This window comes from Dialister hominis, from assembly GCF_007164725.1.
GTDB lineage: Bacteria > Bacillota > Negativicutes > Veillonellales > Dialisteraceae > Dialister > Dialister hominis.
The window spans coordinates 1,867,308-1,884,297 of sequence record NZ_AP019697.1; the positions used below are offsets into that span (position 1 = coordinate 1,867,308).

Annotated in this window: 17 protein-coding genes; 2 read left to right on the plus strand and 15 right to left on the minus strand. The window is 48.4% G+C overall.

Annotated elements, in window-relative coordinates; all coding sequences use genetic code 11:
* Positions 1–660: 660 nt before the first annotated feature.
* The 15 genes from Dia5BBH33_RS08650 to Dia5BBH33_RS08720 all read right to left on the minus strand — a co-directional run bounded on the left by Dia5BBH33_RS08650 (position 661) and on the right by Dia5BBH33_RS08720 (position 13,019).
* Entirely contained in the window at positions 661–1,656 is a 996-nt protein-coding gene (locus Dia5BBH33_RS08650) for an ATP-dependent 6-phosphofructokinase (RefSeq protein ID WP_143332798.1), read from the minus strand.
* Between the two features lie 22 nt (positions 1,657–1,678).
* A complete protein-coding gene (locus tag Dia5BBH33_RS08655; protein ID WP_231939273.1) occupies positions 1,679–2,302 on the minus strand; it encodes a shikimate kinase in 624 nt (207 codons plus the stop codon).
* Complete coding sequence (locus tag Dia5BBH33_RS08660; RefSeq protein WP_143332799.1) at positions 2,229–2,786, minus strand: hypothetical protein; 558 nt, start codon at positions 2,784–2,786, stop codon at positions 2,229–2,231. Before Dia5BBH33_RS08660 ends, Dia5BBH33_RS08655 begins: the two co-directional genes overlap by 74 nt.
* Positions 2,783–4,321, minus strand: coding sequence for a hypothetical protein (locus Dia5BBH33_RS08665; RefSeq protein WP_143332800.1), 1,539 nt, complete (start codon positions 4,319–4,321; stop codon positions 2,783–2,785). The genes Dia5BBH33_RS08660 and Dia5BBH33_RS08665 overlap by 4 nt, the downstream gene beginning before the upstream one ends.
* On the minus strand, positions 4,308–4,709 hold the full coding sequence (locus tag Dia5BBH33_RS08670) for a hypothetical protein (protein WP_143332801.1): 402 nt from the start codon (positions 4,707–4,709) through the stop codon (positions 4,308–4,310). Before Dia5BBH33_RS08670 ends, Dia5BBH33_RS08665 begins: the two co-directional genes overlap by 14 nt.
* The gene (locus Dia5BBH33_RS08675) at positions 4,702–5,226 is read right to left on the minus strand and encodes a type II secretion system protein (protein ID WP_143332802.1); all 525 of its coding nucleotides are present in this window, start codon (positions 5,224–5,226) and stop codon (positions 4,702–4,704) included. The genes Dia5BBH33_RS08670 and Dia5BBH33_RS08675 overlap by 8 nt, the downstream gene beginning before the upstream one ends.
* A complete protein-coding gene (locus Dia5BBH33_RS08680) occupies positions 5,223–5,585 on the minus strand; it encodes a hypothetical protein (RefSeq protein WP_143332803.1) in 363 nt (120 codons plus the stop codon). The genes Dia5BBH33_RS08675 and Dia5BBH33_RS08680 overlap by 4 nt, the downstream gene beginning before the upstream one ends.
* Entirely contained in the window at positions 5,582–5,977 is a 396-nt protein-coding gene (locus Dia5BBH33_RS08685) for a pilus assembly FimT family protein (protein WP_108850537.1), read from the minus strand. Before Dia5BBH33_RS08685 ends, Dia5BBH33_RS08680 begins: the two co-directional genes overlap by 4 nt.
* Positions 5,978–6,017: 40 nt before the next feature.
* Entirely contained in the window at positions 6,018–6,596 is a 579-nt protein-coding gene (locus Dia5BBH33_RS08690) for a prepilin peptidase (RefSeq protein ID WP_022381624.1), read from the minus strand.
* A 9-nt stretch (positions 6,597–6,605) separates the two neighbouring features.
* Entirely contained in the window at positions 6,606–7,004 is a 399-nt protein-coding gene (locus tag Dia5BBH33_RS08695; protein ID WP_143332804.1) for a type II secretion system protein, read from the minus strand.
* 432 nt (positions 7,005–7,436) lie between these two features.
* Complete coding sequence (locus tag Dia5BBH33_RS08700; protein WP_143332805.1) at positions 7,437–8,630, minus strand: glycosyltransferase; 1,194 nt, start codon at positions 8,628–8,630, stop codon at positions 7,437–7,439.
* A gap of 16 nt (positions 8,631–8,646) precedes the next feature.
* Positions 8,647–9,603, minus strand: coding sequence for a glycosyltransferase family 2 protein (locus Dia5BBH33_RS08705; RefSeq protein WP_143332806.1), 957 nt, complete (start codon positions 9,601–9,603; stop codon positions 8,647–8,649).
* Positions 9,603–10,844: an O-antigen ligase family protein gene (locus tag Dia5BBH33_RS08710; protein ID WP_143332807.1), complete on the minus strand. Its 1,242-nt coding sequence runs from the start codon at positions 10,842–10,844 to the stop codon at positions 9,603–9,605. Before Dia5BBH33_RS08710 ends, Dia5BBH33_RS08705 begins: the two co-directional genes overlap by 1 nt.
* A gap of 33 nt (positions 10,845–10,877) precedes the next feature.
* Complete coding sequence (locus Dia5BBH33_RS08715) at positions 10,878–11,897, minus strand: glycosyltransferase family 2 protein (RefSeq protein WP_143332808.1); 1,020 nt, start codon at positions 11,895–11,897, stop codon at positions 10,878–10,880.
* Positions 11,898–12,035: 138 nt separating this feature from the next.
* The gene (locus Dia5BBH33_RS08720; protein ID WP_143332809.1) at positions 12,036–13,019 is read right to left on the minus strand and encodes a glycosyltransferase family 8 protein; all 984 of its coding nucleotides are present in this window, start codon (positions 13,017–13,019) and stop codon (positions 12,036–12,038) included.
* Positions 13,020–13,328: 309 nt separating this feature from the next.
* Between Dia5BBH33_RS08720 and Dia5BBH33_RS08725 the strand changes: the two genes are divergently transcribed.
* On the plus strand, positions 13,329–15,194 hold the full coding sequence (locus Dia5BBH33_RS08725) for a phosphoethanolamine transferase (protein WP_143332810.1): 1,866 nt from the start codon (positions 13,329–13,331) through the stop codon (positions 15,192–15,194).
* 118 nt (positions 15,195–15,312) lie between these two features.
* Positions 15,313–16,986 (plus strand): PIG-L family deacetylase, encoded by a 1,674-nt coding sequence (locus Dia5BBH33_RS08730; RefSeq protein ID WP_143332811.1) that lies wholly within the window; start codon positions 15,313–15,315, stop codon positions 16,984–16,986.
* The last annotated feature ends 4 nt before the right edge of the window (positions 16,987–16,990 follow it).

Genomic DNA, 16,990 nt, shown 5'->3' on the forward strand with positions numbered 1-16,990 from the left:
CGGAGCATCGCGAGTTCCGTATTTTCCTGACCGCAGCGAGGTTGTATGGTTTAGGCGTCCCCGTCAGGGGAAGGAGTATGGCAGGGATGGGGACATAAGGTTTCAAACAAATAAGAGCTGCGCTCTTTCTTTTATTCCTTGCGAAGCTGTCCCCGTCAGGGGAAAGTGGCGCGCATGCGCCGAAAGGGGTTCATTTTTGCCAGCAATGCAAGCACTCGCCTTCCCTGGCAGTAAAGTTCTTCCTTTTACGCCGAAAAGGGTTCATTTCCCCATCTTATCCACAAATATTATAAGTCGCTCCACTAACCAAAAAGGAGCTTTGACAAAAATGATTGCACTTTTTGTCAAAGCTCCTTTTGTGTGGGTATATTCGATTAGAGGATTATCCAACAAAATAAAAACCTGAGCGATGATGCTTCGCCTTCTTAGAAAATGCAACTCTTTCGCCCAGCATCGGAAAAGTGATAGGCTGGGCACTTTCCCCTCCGGGAACAGTTCGGCGATGTGAAATATAAGAAATCAGTTCTGTTTTGTTTTGAACTTATATACCTGCGGCTGAGGAAATGCAACTCATCCGCCCGACATCAGAATTTGAGGTCGGGCACCTTCCCTTCCAGGGCAAGGTCAAAGGCGTTTTGCCACAGTTCCTTCTTCTTTTTCTTACAGTCCTGATTCTCTTATGTTTCCTTCTACCTGGGCTGCGCCAAGCATTTCTGCCAGGTCGTAGAGTTTCTGGTTGAAGGGTTTCTTTATATGTTTTGCATCTTCGTAGGATACTTTTCTGACTTTGCCTTCCCACATACCGACGAGGGCGGCTGTTTCTCCATCAAGGAGTGCTTTGACGGCTGCGGCTCCCAGGGTGGATCCAAGGATGGCGTCTTTGGCGCTTGGCTGGCCGCCTCTCTGGATGAAGCCCAAGATAGTGGTGCAGATGTCGATGTCAGTGCGTTCCTTGAGCCATTCGCCGAGGGCTCTTCCGTCATCGGCGCCTTCTGCGCAGATGATGATGCTGTTCGTCCTGCCCTCTTCCATCTGTCGTTTGAGGCTTCTGGCGAGTTTCTCGCGGCTGAAGGGAACTTCAGGGACGAGGATGTATTCGGCGCCGCAGGCAAGGCCTGAGTCTAAGGCGATGTTTCCTGCAAAGCGTCCCATGACTTCGACGATGGCAGCACGGTTGTGGGCGCTGGCGGTGTCGCGGATGCGGCTGACAGCGGATACGACGGCATTCACGGCGGTATCGTGACCGATGGTTTCATCGGTGCCGTGCATGTCGTTATCGATAGTGCCCGGAATGGTGACGGTCGAAATGCCCAGTTTCGAAAGGACTTCGGCGCCTTTGATGGAGCCGTCCCCGCCTACGACGACGAGGCCGTCGATGCCTCTATGCTTCAGCGTTTCTGCCGCTTTGATCTGGTTTTCTTCTTCCAAGAATTCCTTGCATCTGGCCGTTTTCAGCATGGTGCCGCCATGGAGGACAACGCCGCTCACGGAGGAGGATTCCATGCGGACGAAGTCATCGTCCAGAAGTCCTGCATAGCCTCTGTATATTCCATAAATCTGGCATCCAAGCGCCAGGGCTGTCCTTACGACCGCCCGTACGGCCGCATTCATGCCCGGCGCATCTCCGCCGCTTGTGAGCACAGCTAGTCTTTTCATGAAAATCCCTCCCTGCGGCCGACTACTGGGATCTTCTCCCATGGGAAGAGGGCCGGCCGTTCCGCTCTCTCTTCTCGGTATGTTCCTCACGGCCGGGATACCCCGGTCCCCGCCGTGCTGCAAATCCTATATTGTGCTTGTCAATGTAGCGCGCAATCATGAGCGCTGTCTGTTCCGGATGGCAGTTCGTCGTATTGATGACAAGATCGACCCTGTCTCTCCATTTCGTCCATTTCCTCAGCATCTGACGGACGTATCCGTCCACATCGGAGTAGTCCATCGTCGGACGTTTCCCGATGCGGCGCCTCACGCGCTCGGCCAGGCGGAATGGTTTCGCATAGAGCAGGATGACGACACCATGCTCGGAGAGGAGATGAAATTTCTCCTCCGTCATGGGATAATTTCCGCCCATCGCAATCACCGCCTCATGGTAGAAGCGCACTCTGTTGATGATTTCCTTTTCCTTGGCAGTGAACGCATCCGGCCCCGCACTCTGGTAGTACTCGGCGATGCGCATCCCCGTGTCCTTTTCCATCATGCGGTCCGTATCGGCCAGCTGCCAGTCCAGGCCGTCAGCGAGAATCCTCGCCGCGCGGCTCTTTCCTGTCCCCATGGGACCGATCAGAACTATATTTCTCTTTTTCATAGGTACCTCGGCTTTGGAAGGTACGGATCTCCGCGTCGAAGGACAACTGTCCTCCCTCTCTTTTCAATGATTTGAGATCCATCGCATTCCATCTCTCTTTGCCTTTTATTATATCAAAGCCGCGGACAATTTGGGCAAAGCTTCCGGTACCTTGTACACGTATTTTTTGAAATTTTCCGTTTTCGTCGATAGTTCCTTCACTTTCCGAGATATTCGTCACGGTGGCGCCGCTCTCCTCGAGCGCTTCCGCAAGCTCCGGCGCGCTTGCTTTCCCGAAAAGCTCCGTCAGAAACGGCAGGTACGTCCCCTCTTCCGGCGCCCTGAAATGGAGCGCCTTCTGGTTCTCTGCCGCCATGAGGCCGGCCGATTCTTCCTTGTCCCATGAACGCTCGACGAAAAAGCAGCCCGTCAGGGCGAGGAGAAAGGCGAGCGCGAGGTACTCTCTCTTGTACTTCGTATCATGCAGGATTGGTTCGAGCCTCATTTCTTCACCGTCCTTTTGACTGCTTTTCTGGGCGCATCCGTCTTCGGCGTTTCATCAGCCCTCGTCCAGATGATTGTGAAATCGGTGAGCTTCGTCAGCGGATTTCCCTTCCGCTTCCCGATTCTCGTCTCACCGCCCCAGGAAGAGGCGACGACATCGCGGAGAAACCCGACGGCCTCAGGTGTCTGCGCCGTTCCTTCAAGGCGCACTTCCCCGCTCTCCTCAGCGATTTCCCTCAAGACGACACCGGACGGCATCGATTCTCCGAGGTACGCGAGCTTCTGTTCCCAGCGCATGTTTTCCTTCTCCAGCTTCCGCAGCATGCCTTCGAGCGCCCGCGCCTCATGCTGCTCCTTCTCATACGCTTCCATTTCCTTCCTGACCGGCGAGAGGGAAATGGAAAGCTCCTTCTCATGGAGGAAATCCTTCTCGGCAGAGACGAACATTCCTAGGCCCGTCAGGCAGAAAAGGAACGATAGTACCGCCGCTCCCTGCGCCATGCGAAGGCCGCGGTTCTCTTCCGTGAAGAGCCTCCGCACCGCGCCGGAGGGGATGACCGTCCCTGCCTTATCCGCGCCCATGAGGAGACGGAATGCCGTTTCATGAAGAAATCCTTCTTCCTCGGCTGGAATCATCACTTTGAGATTCGCAGATGATTCTTCTTCCGAGAAATCCCTGATGTCAGGCGCATCCTCATAGGCAAGCACCGCCGAGAAAGTATCCTCATCCTCGTACTCTTCGCTGTCCGGATTTTCCTCAGGGACTTCCCCGCCAGAAATGGCGGCAAGCAGGGCTGCCTTCCAGTACACCATCTCTTCTTCCGTGCAGGAGAAAAGCGGGATGAGGAAGCATGGCACTTCCCCTTCCATGCCGTCTGCCTCCCTCAAAAAGAAGCGGCGTATCTTGTCCCTCTCGCTCTGCCTGGCCTTGAGGCTTCTGACCTTTTCGCCGCAGTAGAAGAAGAGCTGCGCCGTCGATTCCGCGGCGAAGCAGACGCCGTAAGGACCATCTGCAAGCGGGATATCCGTCACGGGGAGAATCGAAACGAGGCGTTTCTTTACCAGACGCGCGCCTTCTATCCAGCGCGTGACCGTGATTTCATAGACAGAAGAAAAGAGGATGTGCCAGGCCTGCGGCGTGTGCGAGAGGACGCGAAGACCGGTCCGGAGCGGCTCATCACCGGGGAATATCCTGTCCTCTTCCCAGGATAGCGACTCGTGCATTTCATCCTCATCCATTTCCGGAAGATTCAGCACCTTCGTTCGAAGATCACGGCTCGTCGCAATGAGCATCAGGGACTTTCCGCGGATGCCCTTCTCTGCGAGCGCTTCCAGAGCTTCGGCAATCTTTTCCGGCTCCTTGTCGTGGGGAAAGGGAACGGAGGCGAAACGGAGGAACTTCCCCTCCTGCATGTCCACTCCATAAAGACGGCCTGCCATCGGAAGGAGTATCGTTTTCTTCGTACCCGAAAAGAAGCGCCTTGCCCGCATGAGCAGCGCTTCCTTCGCAAGAACTGAGGTATCAAAATGGAACACTTGAAATATCCTCCACCGTCAAAATGCGCTTTCCATCCACCGTTTCCGAAGAGAAATCAATCGTCAGGAACCGGCGGTGATCCCCCTTTTCATTTTCCGAGCGGACCTTGATCCTGCCGCTCTCCCCGTCATCTGTGATCCTCACAAGGATCGTCCGGTCTCCCTCCTCCAGCGTGAGCGCCGTGCTTCCGCCTGCGCCTGAGGAAAGGCGAGAAAGAGCCCAGTTCGCCCCACTCTCTGCCGCATAGACCGAGCGGAGCCCCTCTTCATGCGACACCGCCGCGGCGCTGCCCCTTGTGAGGAAAAAGACGAGCGCCGTCGATGCTGAAAGGAGCGCCGAGAAGAGGAGAATCAGGATGATTGAAAGCGTCCCCTTCCTCCTACACATACGGCTGCCCCTTCTTATACAAATCCGCATAAGGAATGACCGACGTCTCGCAGTCCACCTGGTCGATCCCGTTCTTATGCTCCATCAGGAAATGAAGATGCAGCGCGCCCATTTCCTGGGAAAATACCGGATCCTCAGACGGCGAGAAAATGATCGTCTCGCCCGTTCCCGTCTTCTCGCCCGTTACCGGTTCCGAAAGGCCGTTGTAGAGGAGAAGCTTCAGCTTTTCCCTGTCGATATAAAACGTATACCGTGCCTCGACGTCCCTTTCATTCAGATCGTAGTACGTGTACCGGTCGCCGGAGACCGGTGCCTGTGCCATCCGACTGCCGTTCCTGATCTTTTCCGTCATGTAGTCGGAAACCGAGAGCGCCTCGCTCGAAAGCCGTCCGCGCCTTGCAAGGCTATCGATCACCCGCGCCGTCTCCGTGGCCAGCGGGAAGATTGAAAGCGCCAGCGAGGTCAGTATGAAGAGGGAAATCAGAGCTTCCAGAAGAAGAAATCCTTTTCGCTTCATTGCGGATCCTCCATCAGGACGGAAAAAGAAACGGACTTCCCGGACGAATCTGAGACCTCCGCCTTTATCCGCCTCATCGGGACAGATTCGACATAAACGGGCTCCTCAGTCATATCGACCGTATACGTCCGGCCATTTTTCACGATTTCTTTCGGCATAGAAACGGGCTCACCCAGACGCACGCTGGCCTTCATCTGCTCCATGGCATCCTGGGCAATCAACGTTTCATCAAGGGAAATTTCCCTTTCCGCCTCCCGCCTTGCCGCCACGGACACTGAGAGGAAAACGCCCGCGCCAAGTGTCATGACAATCGCCAATGCTGCGGCCGCCCACACCAGAAGAAAGCCTTCTCTCCTCATGCGTCCCTCACGATCCGAACGCGTCCCGTGTACGCCGCCACCACGATCTGGCGCGCATACTTTCCGTCCTTCGTCCTCAAATACATCGAATACTTGCTGCTCTCCCCGGCATAGCCGTCTTTGCGGAGCGTCAGGTTCAGATTTCCCGTTCCGCGGATGTTTTCAGGAAACGAGCCTTTCGGGCGGATCGTCGTCGTGCCCTTTCTTGTGAAATACGAGACGTGATCGCCGTCCTGCGCACAGAAAAAGTACGTCCGCGCCACGACATTTCCATACCGCGACGTCTCGCTCCTTGCCTCTGTCTCTGCCTCACGGATGGCCGAGGCCAGCTCTTCGGCCGCCAGATCGAGCTGCCGCTCCTCCTGCCAGTCGGAAAGCGAGGGGACCGCCATCGCCATCCCCAAGGAGACGATCAGGAGCACGATGAGCGCCTCAGCGAGAACAAAGCCACGATGCCGCCAGAAGCGTAAGCCCCGTTTCCTCGAAGAAGAAAGCCGCGATCCCTCCGGCAGCAAGGAACGGCGCGAAACGGATCCCGTCATCAAGCGACCTCCTTCCTGAAATCAAAAGAGGCAGGGAAAAGAGCGCGCATGATGCCGATGCGGCCCAGAGGAAACCGAGCGTTCCCACCGGCGAAAGCCAGGATGCAATCGCAGCGGAGAGGAATATATCTCCCTCGCCTGCGCCTCCGCCGGACGCCAGGCGCAGCACGAAGAAAACACCGCCGGCCAGCGATGCCGAAAGGATACCAAAGTAAATCATCCCCGCTTCATACGAAGTCAGAAGACCGCAGAGAAGAAGAAGCGCGCTCCAGCCGTCCGAAATATACCCCGTCCGCCTGTCCTCCATCGCGGGGAAGAAGAGCAAAAATGGCAGCAGAAAACGGGCCTTCCCCTCCGTCATGAAAAGAAGACCCGCATACAGGGCGCACGAAATCACGAGCAGAAGGAATCCTCTCCCGCCCTGCCAGACATTCTCCCACAATAACCGGTCTTCCACTCCGCTTCTCATGGGAACCTCTTACGACTGCTGCGTACTTGTGCTCGTCGTTCCGTAAGACGAGTACGTCACAGAATTGAAAACAGCCGTCACTTCACCTTTGGAACCCATCGTGTACGTCACACTCTTATCCGGCGGCTCCGGTATTTTTTTCAGATACCCATTCGCCCCTGTCGTATCCACCAGCTGCGAAAGCGCCGTCGGGTACTCGCCATTCTTCACGTAATACATCTCTGACGCCGTTCCGATCGCCGACAGATCCGCCTGAATACGAGCCGCCTTCGCATCATTTGTCATGCCAAGGATATCCGGCATAGCCACCGCCGACAAAATCCCCACAATCGCCACGACGATGATGAGCTCTAGGAGCATGAAACCTTTCCTTTTCCTTCCCAATCCACTGCCCTTGTAATTTTCCATTGTACCTTCCATCATGGACCAACCTTTCCCACAACACACCGGCCCCGCCGGTTTTTGAGCACAACAAAAAGGCGGCACTTTGACTGGCGCCCGCCTGCAAAAGACCTATCACTCCTCCCCGCACGAAACCCGACGCAGCCTTCCCGCTGCCAGCTCCCTTCCACAGAGCTCGTCAAGAAACATAAACAGAACAGCCAGACCTTCCGCAGCCGGCCAGTCCTTTATTGATACCAGCCCTTCCCTCCATCGGAAAGACACGGATCAATCACGTAATTTTCCTATATTATCCAAAATGCTGTATCAATATTCAAATAGAAAATAATCATAAAGATTATAAACTCCATGAAGCCGATGCATAGCAGAATAAAGATTTGGGAATGAGGAGAAAAGAGTAGCAAGGAAATAAAAAACCGCCCGTGAAGGGCGGTGAAATTATTGTTTTTTATTTTGAACCAGCTTGGAAAGAAGTTTCTCCCACTCATCCCATACTCTTTCAGGAGAAAATTCTTCCATTTCCAATTTTGCCGCATGACCCATTTTCTTCCTAAGCATCGGGTCTGCCATCAGTTTTCTAAGGGCTTCCGCATAGGCCTCCGGCCCATCATCTGTCAAAAATCCTGATACTTCATCCCGAATGATTTCATTCACTGCATCACAGCTTTTAAAACCAACTGCCGGGAGGCCTGCACTCATTGCTTCTGTCATGGCAAGGCCAAATCCTTCAAATGAACTGGGAATAGCAAAAATATCTGAATTCAGATAAACAGAAAGAACATCCGTCGTTACACCACGGAAGAAAACCCGATCGTTTAATCCTAATTTCCCTACGAGATCACTAAGATACTTTTGATAAGATCCATCACCGGGATCAACTCCCCAGAATTCCAAGTCCCAATCAGGAAATTCTTTTGCAAGCAGGCTGAATGCTGTAATTAAAACATGAGGCTGTTTCTGCTCCCTGGTTAAACGGGCAACATCAATAATCGTGTGTCGCGTTCTTTCTTTCCCGGGGTCTGCTTCCTTGCTATATTGCGGAACAGCATTGGGAATACGAAAAGCCCGAGCCTTCGGCAGCCTTTTCTTTAAACTATCGATATCTGCATTCATCAAGACCTGAACTACATCACTGTCTAAGAGAGCCTGTCTTTCCTGCGGATCATCCCAATTCACCGCCATAGCTGTCGGGAAATGGAACATAGTCACAAGAGGGAGATGATTCTTTCCCATAGCATCCAGGAAAAGTGCACTGGAAGAGGCCTCAAAAGAAACGATAACATCAGGATTTGCTTCTTCCAGTGCGCGTTGGATGGACCCTCTCATGCGAAGTGCACGCCCACGGTTCTTCCAGCTCATAGCAGCTCCCTTGCTTACCGGCCTGGCAAGTTCACGCATCACTTTAAAAAGGGCCTGCCTGACAGGCGCCTTTTCTTCTCCATAATCCGCTAAATTCACAAAATGAGTACTTTCATCATATTGGAAATACATCATTCCGCCATCGGGATCATCAGAGATAACCGTAACATCATGGCCGCGTTTAATCATTTCATTAGCCATTCTGGCACAGACATTTTCCATGCCGCCGTTCAAGCCACGCATCTGATGAACACGTCCCAGCACAATTTTCATTAAATTCAGCTCCACTTTATTTCAACTTATGGCGCGCATACAAGCGGCAAATCCATTCCTTGCGATGAACGATTGCATAACGCAGAATTTTGTCTCTTGGGCTGATGCTCGCAGGATGATTCTCCATATGGGAAAGCCAGCGGAAAAGTCCTTGTTTTCTCTTATCCTCAAGATCACGCAGAACGACAGAGATACAATAACTTTTAATTGCTGCTTTAGACGCATTTAAGCAACAATAGGAAAATATTTCCGGGAAGCGGCATTTGGCAATCATGGCTCTTTCCTTCCACATCCAGAAACTTCCCCAAAACTTACGCGACGTAACACGATGCGTTGAAGATGCTTCATTTGCTACATCCTGATAATACATTCCTCCACAGCCATGTACAATATTTCTGGCCCTGTAAAAGAGATGCAGTGATAAGTATCCGTCTTCTCCGGAATATGTTAATTCAACAGGAATTTTTAGACCTTTCCACAGACTCCTTCTAGATGCAAACATCCAAAGGACAGAGCAATCTGCCTGAACAGCCCGGCGCTGCCATCCCCTTAAATCTGATTCAGTAAAGTGAACCTTCCTGATTTTGCCATTATTATCATCTGCAATATCATATACAACTATATCTGCATTTTCTTCTTCAAAAAGAAAATACGTTTTTTCTAGTAGATCTGGACTAATATAATCATCCGCATCAATCCAATAAAGAATATCTCCGGAAGATTTTTCAAAGCCAGCTTTTCTTGCAACACTTACACCGCCGTTTTTCTGATGGAATACATGAAATCGGGAATCTCTTCTCGCATATGCATCACAAATTTCAGGAGACCTGTCTTCTGACCCGTCATCAATGACAATAACCTCAAAATCTTTATATGTCTGATTCAAAATACTGTCAAAACAGCGTGCCAAGTACTCCTCTGCCTGATAGACTGGTACGATAAGCGAAATTTTCGTATTTCCGTTGCTCTCCATCAGATCAATCTCCTTTGGCGGTAACTCTCATAAGCAATATATCCTGCATACCATCCGAGAATCATATAGTACATACGGCCCGGTATTTTATTAATAATTGTCGTATCCACCAGACCATGCAGTGTAAATATCAAAAAAGAAAGCATCATTGCGGATGCAAGGGCCTTATTCTGAGAGGTACGAATAGCTCTATACAAGTATCCATATGTCAAAAGCAGAAATGCAAAGTATGCTGCCACGCCAAATATGCCATCTTCCGTCAGGAAAAGCATAGGCATATCATGCGGCATGGTATGTCCTTTTTCATGCCCGTCTTTCGGATGATACTTGGGACTGTAATAATACTCTCCCCACTTGCCAGGACCTACACCAGTCAGCTTATGATCATTCCACATCTCCCAGCTGGCTTCCAGCATCATAAGGCGTTCTCCGCCGACCCTCTCTGGATCAAGGCCTGTTTTCTTATCATGTGATAAATACAAAAATCCGCCGGCACATACAGCAGTAACAAGTGCAATAACAGCAAGCCCTTTAAAAATCAGGCCTAAATTAAATTTTCCGCGCAAAGCTGCTATGAGAGTGATGCCGGTCAATATCAAGCCACCCGAAAGAGCTAACACCGCACCTCTTGATTTAGAAGTGTAAAGAGCTCCCGCCATCAACACAAGCAAAACAGCCCACATGACTTTTTTCTTTGTATCCTGCGTCCTATACATCATGTACAGTACGAAAGGCCACATGAGATTAATACCTGTGCCTAAATGATTTTGCTGTGCATAACCGGCCATGGCTGGTACATTGGGGTCAGCGTGAAACTGAACAAAGGCCCAGATGCAGTTGACAAGAGCCCCTGCGGCCATACCACATAAAAATCCCTTATCAATATCATAACGAGCACGCCAGAAAAGCATCAGAAAAAACGGTATCGTCAGATTAAACTGCCATAGAACCGTATTAACGCTTCCTTTGGTACCATGGAGAAAAGCAGAAATCAGAAGAACTCCATAAAAAATAACGATACCAGTAAACAGCCATTTAGCTGAACGAACATCTGGAAGGAAGCTGCGGTCAATGGGTCTTGACATATATAAATCATAAAAGAGGAAAAGAAGAAAAGCAGCCAAAGCATATGAGAAATAAGAGGCACTAAAACCATTCTCAGCGATTCCCGCAAAAAGTGCCGCAGCAACTCCTGATGCTTTAATTAAATACCTCTGTTTATCCATGCTGACATCATTCATGTCCCGCTCTCCCTTTTCGTCTATATTGATTACTTATTTTACCACTTTGGGATGACTCCTGATTCTTGCCTCGCGTCGTCTGCACTGCCACTCAACGAGTTTCCCCTGAATTCCGCCGAAAATAGTTATAAATGCACTGTTATTCAGGATCATATTTTTCATCAAATTCATAATAAAACTCATAGGTATATCTTTATGACCGATCACATAGTCATGAATATCCTGAATTTGAACCTCTGTTAGAATAGGAAATCTTTCATTCAAATAATAGGAACGAATCGCTGCATGCAAAGCCTTAGCTGCACACTCTTCAGCATATTTCGGGGCATAAAGGAGTGCGAGTTTTTCATGTTCTCTCCAGGCTAAGTACTTACCATAACGTATTTTCAGATATCCAGTACCCGAAATACTAGTAATACTCCCCGCATTTTCATGACTGTAGTAATAGAGCGGATTCTTTCTGACAACAACCTTATTGGCAATATACATTGCCTTACCTATGACATACATGTCCTCCATAACAACACCAACAGGAAATCGTAAATCATTCCAAATCCAGCTACGGAAGAGCTTGCTGCAGACAAAATTGGGAATTTTATTTCTAAGCACAGCCAGTCTCGCTTCTTCAGTTGAATGAATCTCTGGCCAGACCGCAGCGTCATCACGAATTTCCCCACTAGATTCCACCCGATAATGGCCGGAAATAACAATATCGGCATCTTCATTCTTGGCAGTGTCGACCAAAACAGAAATCGTATTTAGATCTATATAGTCATCTGAATCGAGAAAATAAATAAAGTCACCCTTTGCAGCATCCAGACCAGTATTTCTTGCAGCCGACGACCCTGCATTTTCCTGATGAATGACAACAATCCTATTGTCTTCCTTGGCATGTCGATCACATATATCCCCGCAACGATCCGGTGAACCATCATCCACCAAGACGATTTCAAGATTTTGATATGTCTGGTGGAGCGCGCTTTCTATACAGCGGTCAAGAAACTGTTCTGCATCATAAACAGGAACAATGATTGACACCAAATCCGTTTCCATAAATTCTCCTCTCCTACGCCCCCATTGAGATTTTTATACTTTTATGAATTAGACAATTTAGATCTCGTAGAAGTCTAAATCCAAGAAATTACTTTAAATCCCCTAACAATCAACGGTTTGTCCGAAGGAACTCCGCCATTACAGTTTTGCGGCAAAATACTTCAAATACCAACCAATCATAGCACCATACTGGCCATTCATGCGTGCTGTTCTTGCTGCCTGATGAAGGTTCTTTGTCCCCTTCGGAGGAACAAGAGGTACGTCTTTCCAGGGCGAAGATTTCTGGATAGCAGCATATTCTTTCACAACCGGCCATCCCTGGACCCAACTGTGCCATGGCTTAGCATGCCCGGCAAAATGAATGATGACCTGATTCTTATAATCTTCATTCACTGGCTGTTTCTTGAACAATGACTGGCGATCCAAGTTGTAGAGGTAGTTATATTTCTTTTCAATATAGAGACACTTACCATCCAGCATCTCATTATGGATATCCTGATCATGATGAGAAAGACGGTTGCCTACACGCTTTACATTTTCCTGCGCACGGCGGACAATGTCATCAAAGCAGCCCTGCTCCATCCACGGACCGAGGTTCATCAGCATCATACCTGCATTGAAATAACGACTTGTATGCATGCGTTTCATCTGTGCTTTTTCATTTCTGTCCGATACGACGGCAACAATCTTATCTCCAAAGTCGAGTTCTTTCAGGTAACGAAGCGATCCTCGGCACATCATATCCCCATCCAGGTAAAGCCCACGATCTGTCAAAGGCGCCAGTGTCGGTGCTACCAGGAAACGATAGAAGAAAGCAGGATTGCCATCTGAGAGAAGCAGAGTCTTGAATGCTCTGTCATCGATCAGATGAACCTGCACAGGGCATCCTGTAATCAACGCCATTTCCTCCAAATGCTTTTTCTCTTCATCCACAAGCTGATTCACAAAGAAATGAAAACAAAGCGGGAGATCCTTATTATGCTCACGCACCGTCAAAGCCACAACACCCATATGCGGAATATAGTCTGCTGTCCCGGTCAGCGCAATATGAAAGGCATCTTTCTCAGGCTCTCCGCCAATAAAGACCGTATCTTTCACAGCATGAAGAAGTACATTTTCCATAAGTTAATTAAACTCCTTAATCATATGAGAAAGCATACAATATAAAATGCTTTCTCAAGCATTCATATTGTATACGAACACAGCAGTAGTTGTCATTACATCAAAATTACTGTTGCTTTATGACTCACAAAATCCGTTTAAAGTAAAAAATACCAATTTATATTATCCATAGAGAATCTTCCTTTTTCCATGAGAATATACGGCGCCTAAAGCATATTGCGTTTTCCGCACTTCAAATCTTTCACTTATGAAGATTCATTTCTATGTAATGTGGTATGATAAATGCGTATATCTTAAGGAGGAATCTGAATGCTGAAAAAAGATATAGGCGAAATCCTATCTGTTCGAAATATAACTAAAAAAGATGCTGCGTGGTATTGTTTAGTTTCCATTATTTTTACAGCAGTCCTTTGGGGCTGGTTTGCATTCACCGGAATTAAATTTCTGTGGGAATGGAACCTCAGTTTAAGGGATGCTTTATTAACTTTCGTAACTATATTTTTGCTGGAACTAACTTGTGGTCAGGATATTCGCGGGCGTCTCTGGCATGCGGCATACCCCGGATTTCTTGCTTTAATGCTTGTTTTCCCTTATGTAATCGGTACTGGAAGCGGAAATCGTGACCCGGATTTCCGTCATCTTTTAAATCCATATGTTATGGAAGCACTGGGATTCTTGAGCATTTCTGTCATTACTGCATTCTGGCAGCAAAAAGCAAGACGCCCTTTATCCATCCTGATTGCCATAGGCACCTTTCTCATCACAACATTCCAAATCATTTGCGCTTTGATATATTTCTCATACTTCCTCATTTATGGCAGTACGTTTGCTACGGCTGATTTTCTTCCTTTTGTACAGACTCATCTTTCTGAAGCGATTGGATTTCTCAAATCCTTTATCAGCGTGAAGACACTTTGCCTCGGTGTTATTCTCCTTCTTGTTTTATTTGTGCCAACGATTACACTTCTTGTCCGCAACATAAAAAACGGTGGAATGTCATCCGCGAAATGGCCAAAATGGATCATTGCCCTTTCTGTTCTTCTTTTTGCAGCTGGGATCATCAATGTTCGTCATTGGATTCCACGTTCGTTTCCTGTTCTTGACTACCAATTGTCGCAGGCATACATCCACAGCATTCGTGATGCAAAAAAATTACACACTATCAATGCCGCTAAGCTGGTCTTAGCAAATGGCATAAATAATACTCTTGCATCCCGTGTTCCAGGCACTGTTCTTTTAGTCATCGGAGAGAGCGAGACAAGCGACTTAATGACTGCATTCACCCCTTCTCTTCCTGTTGATACGACGCCCTGGCTTACCTCTGAAAAAGAAAATAAAGATTTTTATCTCTTTAACCATGCTTATACCAATTTCCCAGCAACTGCTGGCGCACTCTCCATGGCTTTGACCGGTATTAATCAGTATAACGAAAAAGAAATTGGTCAGGTTGTCACACTGCTTGATGTTGCTAAGAAAGCAGGTTACGACACCTGGTGGATCAGCAATCACCGTCAGTTGGCAGCCGGCAACCCTAGTGTGGATCTCGTTTCATCCGGTGCTGATCATACGTTATGGACTACACATGCCGAAGGAGCTGATATTGATCTCATTTCTCTCCTTAAAAAAGTACCGAGAAACGGCAATCATTTTATAATCCTTCATCTCATGGGCAGCCATGCTAAATACGACAGCCGCATTCCTGACGACTGGCCCTATCTGTCTCTTCCCGGCGCTGATGAAACGGAGAATGATTATGCAACAACTGTAGATTATACAGATTATGTTCTCAAAAATATCTTCAACTACTCGAAAGAAAATCTTCATATGACAGCCATGGCTTATCTTTCCGATCATGGAGAAGATATGAAATATGGTCACGGTGAAGGGCACGTCACATGGTCTATGCTGCACATTCCTTTATTTTTCTATTTATCCCCTGAGTATGAAACTGCTTTTCCGAATACGGCCAAAGCACTTCGTAATAACAGAGAAAAGATTTTTACCAATGATCTTCTCTTTGATACCATGTGTGGTCTTATCCAAGCACCAAATAATGACTATTCTCCCACGTATGATCTCACCTCCCCTCTTTATTCTTTAAACGCAGATCAGGCTTTGGCAGTAAATGGAAAATGGATTGTAGCAAATGATCCATCCCTGCACGATATAAAGTGAAATAAAAAACGGACGAGCCTTTCCGGGTTCGTTCGTTTTTTTGTTTCATTTATCCCCGCCTTTGCTATAATTAAATCACCATGGGAAGATTATATCTTTCCTTCATCAGGAGGTTCATATGGCTGACAGTTCATTTTCATATACATCCATCTTCAGAGGAAAGACATTGATGGTCGTCATCCCTCATGAGGATGATGAAATCAACGTTGCCGGATCAACGATTCACGGCGCCATTCTGGAAGGGGTTCACGTTATCTGCGTTTTCTCCACATGGGGCGATGATTTATATACGCCAGATATCCGGAGGAGAGAAGCTGTAAAGGCACTGAAAACATTAGGCGTCAAGGAGGATGATGTCATATTCCTTGGCTATCCGGATGGAGGGCGTTATGGGGAATCTGACCCTTACATATACGGTCTAAATGAACCAATTACCGTTCGCGGCCGCCATGAAACGTACGGGACAAAAGCTGCTCCTGATTTCTGTATGGCAGCACATGGATTCCACCGTCCTTTCACGCGGGAAGGCATGATTCAGGATATGGAAGATGTCGTCCTTGCTCATAAGCCGGATGCCATTCTCTGCATTGATTATGACATCCATCCGGATCATCGTGCCTGTTCGGCTGCCTTCGAGACAGCTATGGGACGGATCCTTCAGCGCCCGGGAAATGAATATTTCCCTGTCATTTTCAAAGGATTTGCTTATAAGACCGCTTTTGAATCCGTACCGGATTTCTATGCGCCTCACATGCTGTCCACCGTTTTCGCACGGGATAATCTTCCCGAACCTTCCTGGGAAACGTCAAATCCTGCCTATGCATGGGATGAGAGAATCAGGCTTCCTGTTCCCGAGGAATGCAGAAGGCCTCTTCTTTCTGATAACCTCATTCATAAGGCTTTTTGCTGTCACGTATCACAAAAAGGCTACCGATATGCCGCTAAGGTCGCCAATGGTGATCAGGTCTTCTGGAAACGCCGCACGGATAATCTCTCCATGCAGGCTGCTGTTTCAGCATCCTCTGGAAATATCAAGTATCTGAATGACTTTCTCCTTCTGGGCAGTTCAGACATGGCAAAGCCCGCCATGCCGATGGATGACTGCCTCTGGGCACCTCCCGAAGATGACAAAGTAAAAACCTGCCGCCTTACATTTACCCATCCGGTGACCATCCGCGAAGCGGTTCTCTATGGGAACATTGATACGGAAAGCCGCATCCTTGACGGTACGCTTCGGTTCAGTACAGGATATGAATTCCGCACAGGACCATTCCGAAAGAACGGCCTCCCTAATGACTTTTCCATCGAAGTGCAGAAATCTGTAGACTGGGTGGAATTTACCATCAATGAAGCAGAAGGATCCACTCCTGGTCTCACGGAACTTGAACTCTATGAAGAAGAAGATACTGCTTCAATGATCCATATTCTTGCCGATGGAAACTTTGCTTATGACTGGACCGTTTGGCCTGGTGAAAAGCCCAAGATTTCTGCATGGACTTATGGCTCGGATGATGATGTATCCTGGGAAATGAACGGAAGTCCATCAAGCATCGGGCAAATCCAAGAAGAGCTGAATCGACTAAAGAAACCGATTACCATCTGTGCTTTTCTTACAGAGCATCCAGACATTTGGGATGAAGCCGTTTTTGCTCCGGGCTCTTCCGCTGCTCTCCGCTCTTTACGTTTCCATCAGAAACTGGATCGTTGGAAAAATACATTTGAAAGGTTCCGCCAGAAATCTCAGCATCACGCACTCCGTAAAGAAGCAAAAAAAGAAAAATCGAAGAAATAAGCGC